General features: G+C 69.1%; 4 protein-coding genes. 1 reads left to right on the top strand and 3 read right to left on the bottom strand.

The features are described 5' to 3' along the window. Positions 1-2: 2 nt before the first annotated feature. From AC3WRN_RS00595 to AC3WRN_RS00585, 3 genes are read right to left on the bottom strand one after another with little or no spacing between them, the layout of a single operon-like run. Positions 3-2,117, bottom strand: a complete 2,115-nt coding sequence (locus tag AC3WRN_RS00595) for an oxidoreductase (protein WP_492621461.1) — start codon at positions 2,115-2,117, stop codon at positions 3-5. Beyond that, positions 2,114-3,436, bottom strand: coding sequence for an APC family permease (locus AC3WRN_RS00590; protein ID WP_492621460.1), 1,323 nt, complete (start codon positions 3,434-3,436; stop codon positions 2,114-2,116). Before AC3WRN_RS00590 ends, AC3WRN_RS00595 begins: the two co-directional genes overlap by 4 nt. Before the next feature lie 53 nt (positions 3,437-3,489). Beyond that, positions 3,490-4,560: an aromatic ring-hydroxylating oxygenase subunit alpha gene (locus AC3WRN_RS00585; RefSeq protein ID WP_068093198.1), complete on the bottom strand. Its 1,071-nt coding sequence runs from the start codon at positions 4,558-4,560 to the stop codon at positions 3,490-3,492. Positions 4,561-4,891: 331 nt separating this feature from the next. Between AC3WRN_RS00585 and AC3WRN_RS00580 the strand changes: the two genes are divergently transcribed. Then, positions 4,892-6,910: a tetratricopeptide repeat-containing sulfotransferase family protein gene (locus AC3WRN_RS00580; RefSeq protein WP_492621459.1), complete on the top strand. Its 2,019-nt coding sequence runs from the start codon at positions 4,892-4,894 to the stop codon at positions 6,908-6,910. Positions 6,911-6,981 lie beyond the last annotated feature (71 nt).

Raw genomic sequence — 6,981 nt, 5'->3', positions numbered from 1 at the left:
TTTCAGCGAGATGCCTGCGTCGGCGCCACGCGCAACAGGTCGTCGGCGTCCGCGGTATGGAAGTGCCGCTTGAACGCGACTTCGCCGGTGGCCGACTCCTCCAGTTCGCGGGCGTAGCGGTGGCCGGCGTAGACCGCATGCGCGATCAGCCCCGGCGCCTCGGCGTCGCCGATGCAGCGCAGCGATTGGATGCCGGCATCGGTCCATTCCGCTTCGCGCTGCAGCAGGTCCTGGTGCAGCGCATCGTCGGGCACGCGCGCGGTGACGGTGACCACGGCATCGCAGGCCAGGTCGCGCCGCTGCCCGTTCCAGACGTCTTCCAGGGTCAGCGTCGAACCGTCGAAGCCGATGATGTTGTGCGACACGATCGGTTCGATGCCGAGCTTGGCCATGCGCTTGCGGATATGGCGGTAGTCCAGCGTGTTCAGGCTCCACGGGGCGATGCTGTCGTCGGGGGTCACATGGGTCACGTCGCAACCGCGCGCGCGCAGCATTTCGGCCGCGACGCTGGCGTAGTAGAAGCCGTCGTCGTCGAACACGACCACGCGGCCCCCAGACTGTTGAACATCGGGCAGGCGGCCGTCCATCAGGTCGTCCAAGGTGAATACGCGCGCGCTGTCCGCGAAGCCGGGAATGGCGAAGCCGTTGCTGCGGCCGTAACCGTCGCGGCGCCAGTGGCAGCCGGTGGCCAGCACCACGTGTTCGGCGCCGAAGTCGAGCACGTCCTGCGCGGTCAAGGCCGAATCGAGATAGACGGCTATATTCGTGAGCTTGTTGATCTGGCCGACGCGCCAGTCGCGCACGCGCGCCCACTCGGCCAGGCCGGGCAGGCGCGCCTCGCGGGTGACGCGGCCGCCGAGCTCCTTGCGCGCTTCGGCGAGGCTCACTTCGTAACCGCGCTGACCCAGCGCGCGCGCAGCCTCCAGACCTGCCGGGCCGGCACCGACCACCAGCACGCGACTGGCCGAGCGCTTCGGCGCGATCTGTTCCGGGTGCCAGCTCTTGCGCCATTCCTCGCCCATGGTCGGGTTCTGCGTGCAGCGGATCGGCGAGATGGTCATGTCGCCGGAAACGCAGATGTTGCAGCCGATGCATTCGCGGATGTCGTCGATGCGGCCCTCCTCGATCTTGCGCGGCAGGAACGGATCGGCGATCGACGGGCGCGCGCAGCCGATCATGTCCAGTACGCCGCGCTTGATCTGCGACACCATGGTGTCCGGCGAGGTGAAGCGGCCCACGCCCACCACCGGCTTGCTGGTGGTCTTCTTGACGAAGTCGATGAACGGCTCCTGGGCGCCTTCGGCGGCGAAGCGCGAGGGCACCGAATCGTTGTACCAGGCGGCGAGGTTCACGTCCCACAGGTCGGGCAGCTCGGCCAGCATGCCGACGATGTCCTTCGCCTCGGTCAACTCCACGCCGCCGGGCCCGAGCAGTTCCTCGGTGGCGAAGCGCAGCGCCACGGCGCAGGTGTCGCCGACGGCATCTTTCGTGTCCTGCAAGACTTCGCGCAGGAGGCGTACGCGGTTTTCCAGCGAACCGCCGTATTCGTCGCTGCGCTGGTTGCGTCGGCGCTGCAGGAAGTGCATCGCCAGCGACAGGTCATGCGCGGCGTAGACGTAGATGATGTCCATGCCCGCGCGCCTGCCACGGATCGCCGCCTCGCGATGCCAGCGCCGGTACTCGCGGATGTCGTGCCGGGTCATCGCGCGCGCTTGCGAGGGATAGCCATACTTGGACGGCTGGTGCGAGGGCGCCAACAGCACCTCGCGCGAATACAGGTTCGACGCGGTGGGGCCGTTGTGCGACAGCTCCAGTGCCGCCAGTGCGCCGTGCGCGTGCACCTTGTCGCACATCAGAGCCAGCGCGGGGATGTCGCGGTCGTCCCACAGCCGCGCCTCGACGTACGGGGTGAGGTCGCCGCTGGGGTGGATCTCGCATTCCTCGGTAGAGACCACCGCCCAGCCGCCCTCGGCCTTGATCTCGCGCATCGCCGCGTGCGCCAGTGGCATCGCGTGGCCCATGCCGTTGCAATGCGGCACCTGGAAGAAACGGTTCTTCGCCGTGACCGGGCCGATCTGCACCGGCGTGAACAGGATGTCGTAGCGCGGATCTCTCATTCAGGAATGACCTCGATGGGTGGCACGCTCCTGTGCCGCAGGCGCATGAACGCATACAGCGGCAGGCCCGCTGCGATCAGTCCCAGCGCGTACAGGAACGGCTCGTGGCCGATGCCGACGAAGGCGAAGACCACGAACAGGACGCAGGTGACGGCGACCAGCAACACCCGCACCGAAGTGCATGTCGCGGTGCGCCGCCGCCACAGCACGACCAGCGCCAGCGCGCAGCACAGGTAGAGCGGCAGGTTGGCGGCGGTGACCACCCGGGTGAGGAAGGTGAACGCCGACACCAGCGACTTGCTGTAGCTCATCCCGATCATCGCCGAGGCGAACGCGCCGATCACCAGCAGCGCCACCGCCGGCGCGCCATGGCGGTTATTGCGCGCCAGCACCGCCGGCAGCACGCCGTTGTGCGCCATCGTGCGGGTCAGCTCGCCGGCCAGCAGGGTCCAGCCGTTGAGCGCGCCCAGCCCGCTGATCACCACGAACAGCGCCAGCCAGCGCCCGGAGCCGGCGGCGGCGAAGCGGTCCATCAGCAGCGCGAACGGCGCGTTCGCCTCGGCCAGTTCCTGCTGCCGGATCAGCAGCAGCGGCACGGTGGAGACGATGATGTAGATGATCGCGGTGAGCACGGTGCCGGTCATGGTCGAGCGCGGGATCGTGCGCGCCGGGTCGTCCACCCGCGCCGCCGGCACGCTGGCCGATTCGATGCCGAGCATCGCGAACAGGGCGATGGTCGAGGCCGCCATCACGCCGCCCAGGGTGACCGGCGTGGCCGGCGGGTGCGCGACATAACTCGCCGGCGAGTCGAGCAGGACCCAGCCGCCGAGCAGGGCGATCGCCAGCATCGGCATCAGCTTCAGGGCGGTGGTGACGATCTGCACCCCGCCGCCGGTGCGCACGCCGAACAGGTTGATCGCCACCACCGACCACAGCAGGCACAGCGCGAACAGCGCCGGCTGGATCGCGCCCAGCGGCGGGAACACCACCGTCATGTAGCCGACCACGCCGGTCGCCAGCGCCGCGTTGGTGAGCCACAGCGATACCCAGTACGCCCACAGCGCCAGGTACGCCGGCAGCTCGCCCAGGGTGCGGCGGATGTAGCCGTACGGACCTTCGGCGTCGGGCAGCGCGCGGGCCAGGTGCGAGAACACGCGGGCCAGCACCAGGCAGCCGGCCAGCACGATGATCCAGCCGATCAGCGCATTGAACCCGAACGGCGCCAGCGATGCCGGCAGCACGAAGATGCCCATGCCGATGACATTGCCCACCACCAGCGCGGTGCAGGTCCAGAAGCCGATCTTGTTGCGGTCGTGCATGCCGGCTTCCGCGGGTTTGGGTTCGGAGAGGGAGCGGCCGGGTCGGGCCACGCTCACGCGGACTCCCCGGCGGGTCCGGCGTAGGCCGCGCGCAGCAGGTTCTGGAAATGCCAGACGCCGCCTTCGCGCTTCGGGCACAGCCGGCCGGGGACGTAGTATCCGGACGCCAGTCCCTTCTGCACCGCCTCGCAGATCGCGATGTCCTCGTGCTGCACTTCGTCGCTGAACGCCTGGTCGGCGGCGATGCGGGCCTGGGCGCCGGCGTCCTGCGCGTAGTAGTAGTCGAACACGATGCGGCAGCGGTCCGGCCCCAACGGCAGGATGCGGTTGGTCTGCAGCCGCCCGGGCATGATGTTGAGCATCACGTTGGGGTAGACGAAGTAGTAGAACGCCTGGCCGTCGCCGTAGAGCTCGCTGCTGTTGCGCAGCGGCGAGGATTGCAGCGAATGCCACGGGAACAACTCGGTGTCGTAGGCGCGGTAGTCCAGCACCCGGGACAGGCCCGGGTGCACATGCGGCAGGTGGTAGCCCTCGAGGAAGTTGTCGACGTAGACCTTCCAGTTGCAGTCGATGTCGTAGTTGTCGCGGCGCAGGTAGCGCATCGCCGACAGGTCGATCGGCGCGATGCGGCCGGCGATGCCGCCGTAGACCTCGTCGAACGGCGGTACAGCCGGGTCGAGCGCCACGAACACCAGGCCCTGCCATTCGTGCACGCGCAGCGGCGGCAGGCGGATCTCCTCGACCTTGAAATCGCAGGCGTCCTGCATCTCCGGCGCGCTGCGCAGCTGGCCTTCGAGGGTGTAGGTCCAGCCGTGGTACTTGCAGTGCAGGGCGCGCGCGCCCTTGCCGTCGCACAGCGCCAGCGGCCCGGCGCGGTGGCGGCAGACGTTGGGGAAGGCGCGCAGCACGCGGTCCTGTCCGCGCACCAGCAGGATGGGTACCCCGGCGATCTGCTCGACGGCATGGTCGCCCGGCTCGGCCAGTTGTTCCTGGTGCGCCACCAGCTGCCAGCTGCGCGCGAATACCGCGCGCTGTTCCATCGCCAGCATCGCGTCGCCGGCGTAGTAGCGGGCGGGCAGGGCGCGCGCGCGGTTGAGTTCCTCGACCAAGGTGTCGGTAGGCATGAGCAGGTTCAGTCCCCGGATGGGTGGGCACGGCGAGCAGCCGTCTTCCGGAGCATCCATGTCCGCGTACCGTCTCGCGCCCGCAGCTAGTGTTCGCGATCCAGCCTAGCGCCTCCGCCGGACCGGGGGCAACAGGCCCCGGCCTGCGTGGACGGGATGCCGGCGCATGGCGCATTTGCCGGCAACTACTATCTACCGGCCGGATTCGGTTGTAGATTGCGGCGATATCCATTGGGGAGCTGCTACCGTCCATGCAAGGTGCTGTACTTAGGCTGTGCCGCCCGAGACTCGACCCGCACGGGCGGAGCGCATTATCACCGCGGGAGCGGTCGTGACGGAGGCGTCAGCCACCGGTACGCTGGAACAGGCGCTGGCCCACGCCGCCCGCCTGCTGGATCGCGATCCGGCCATGGCGGTCGAGCAGCTCGACGAAATCCTTCAGGTCGCCCCGGGCCACCCGGTCGCGCTGCAGCTGCTGGCGGCGGCGCGCTCGCTGCAGGGGGACGTGCAGGGCGCGCTCGACATCCTCATTCCGCTGGCGCGATCCCAGCCGAACTGGGCCGTGGCCCATCTCGACCTGGGCGTGGCCCTGGGCCGCCGCGGGCGCGGGCAGGAGGCGATCGACGCGCTGCGTCGGGCGGTGACATTGAAGCCCGACCTGCCGCAAGCCTGGCGCGCGCTCGGCGACCATCTCATGGCGGCCGGCGAACAGGCGCAGGCGGACGCGGCGTACGCCAGCCACGTGCGTTATTCCACCCGCGACCCGCGCCTGCTGGCGGCTGCCGTCGCCCTGGTCGAGAACCGCATTCCCGAGGCCGAGGCCCTGCTGCGCGAGCACCTGAAACAGGCGCCGACCGACGTGGCGGCGATCCGCATGTTCGCCGAGGTCGCCGCCCGGCTGGGCCGCAACGAGGACGCCCTGCACCTGCTCGAGCGCTGCCTGGAGCTGGCCCCCAGCTTCCATGAGGCGCGCCAGAACTACGCGCTGGTCCTGCATCGCAGCAACCAGCCGGAGCAGGCGCTGGTCCAGATCGAGCGCCTGCTGGCGGCCGATCCGGGGCACCTGGGCTGCCGCAACCTCAAGGCGGTGGTGCTGTGCCGGATCGGCGACTACGAGCCGGCCATCCGCATCTATGCCGACCTGCTGGAACGCTATCCGCGCAACGCGAAGGTATGGGTGAGCTACGGCCATGCGCTGAAGACCGCCGGGCACACCGAGCGCGCCATCGCCGCGTATCGCCGCAGCCTGGAGCTCGAACCGTCGTTCGGCGAGGTCTGGTGGAGCCTGGCCAACCTGAAGACCTTCCGCTTCGGCGCCGACGAACTGGCCGCGATGCGCCGGCAGCTGGCGCGCACGGATCTCACTGAGGACGATCGCCTGCACCTGGAGTTCGCCGTGGGCAAGGCGCTGGAGGACGCCGGCGAATACGAGCCATCGTTCGGGCATTACGCGCAGGGCAACGCGATCCGCCGCACGCAGCTGCACTACAGCGCCGACGACACCAGCGCGCGGGTGCGCTATATCCGCGAGCACTACACGCGCGACTTTTTCGCCGCGCGCGCCGGCGCCGGCAGCGCGGCGCCCGACCCGATCTTCGTGGTCGGCCTGCCGCGGGCCGGCTCCACCCTGATCGAGCAGATCCTGTCCAGCCACAGCCAGGTCGAAGGCACCATGGAGCTGCCCGAGGTCACCTCGATCACGCGCCTGCTGCGCCTGCAGGGCGACGCCGGCAGCACGATGCCGTACCACAGCGCGCTGGCGGCGCTCGACGCCGACGCCCTGCGCACGCTGGGCGAGCGCTACCTCGCGCACACCCGGATCCAGCGCAAGACCTCGGCGCCGTTGTTCATCGACAAGATGCCGAACAACTTCATGCACATCGGCCTGATCCACCTGATGCTGCCGAACGCGAAGATCATCGACGCGCGCAGGCATCCGCTGGCGTGCTGCTTCTCGGCCTTCAAGCAGCATTTCGCGCGCGGGCAGAACTTCAGCTACGACCTCGAGGACGTGGGGCGCTACTACCGCGACTACGTGGCGCTGATGGCGCACTTCGACGCCGTGCTGCCCGGGCGCATCCACCGCGTCGTGTACGAGCGCATGGTCGAGGACACCGAGGGGGAGGTGCGCCGCCTGCTCGACTATTGCGGCCTGCCGTTCGAGGCGTCGTGCCTGCGGTTCTTCCAGAACCCGCGGCCGGTGCGCACGGCCAGTTCGGAACAGGTGCGCCAGCCGATCTACCGCGAAGGGGTGGATCACTGGCGCCACTACGCACCATGGTTGGGGCCCCTGGCATCGGCGTTGGGGCCGGTGCTGGAGAACTACCCCGACGTACCGGCATTGGAGTAATGGCTGAATTCGATGGATTAGTCCTGGACATGCGAGGGGAGAGTGTATGCACGCGATACGATCGAAACAGA

The organism is Rhodanobacter sp. FW101-FHT13A11 (assembly GCF_058790335.1).
Note: the sequence above shows the minus strand (reverse complement) of the source record. Positions and strands in the feature narration are given on the sequence as shown.